General features: G+C 44.1%; 1 protein-coding gene. It reads left to right on the top strand.

The window, feature by feature from the left end; all coding sequences use genetic code 11:
- A partial coding sequence (locus A3763_RS28400) for a hypothetical protein (protein ID WP_197482844.1) occupies positions 1–438 on the top strand: 438 nt, incomplete at its 5' end.
- Positions 439–533 lie beyond the last annotated feature (95 nt).

Here is a 533-nt window from a genome sequence, read left to right as displayed (position 1 = left end):
AGCACCTCAGTGCGAGCATCAGAACTCACTCGTTTTAAACGGCCTTATGAGCAATGTGATTGGTATCGCGCAACGATGTTGATCGCGTATTTTTTAATGGATAACAGCTTTAAGGGCTTTAGGTTTGAACTGGCTCTTCTGTTGGATGCCTTTGAAAACACAGCTAAAGAACTGGCCCAAGCTGGAACCAACAAGGTATACATCAATGATGTTGATAGAAGAGAAGAGTTTATTCGAGTTGTACTGTCTTCCATAAACCTGCGACCAAAAGGAGAGACAAACAACCAAGCTGAAGATAGATTACAAGCGGTTAGCTCGCTGGAAAGAATGAAGGTTCTCAAAGCCGCGAAAGTAGCAGAGCAAAGAGCTCACGATCTTCGAGTTGCTTTAGCTAAACAAAAAGCCAAAGAAGCGGCTGACAAGATGACACGGGAATAATCATGCAAGCAGCGCCCTGGAATGATTATGAGCGTATGCCAAATTTAGACGAGTCTGGAAGTGCTCGTCTTAAGCACTTGGTTGATCAGCCTCAT

This window comes from Oleiphilus sp. HI0128 (assembly GCF_001635365.1).
The sequence above is the reverse complement of the archived record's forward strand: the minus strand, read 5'-3'. Positions and strand labels throughout refer to the sequence as shown.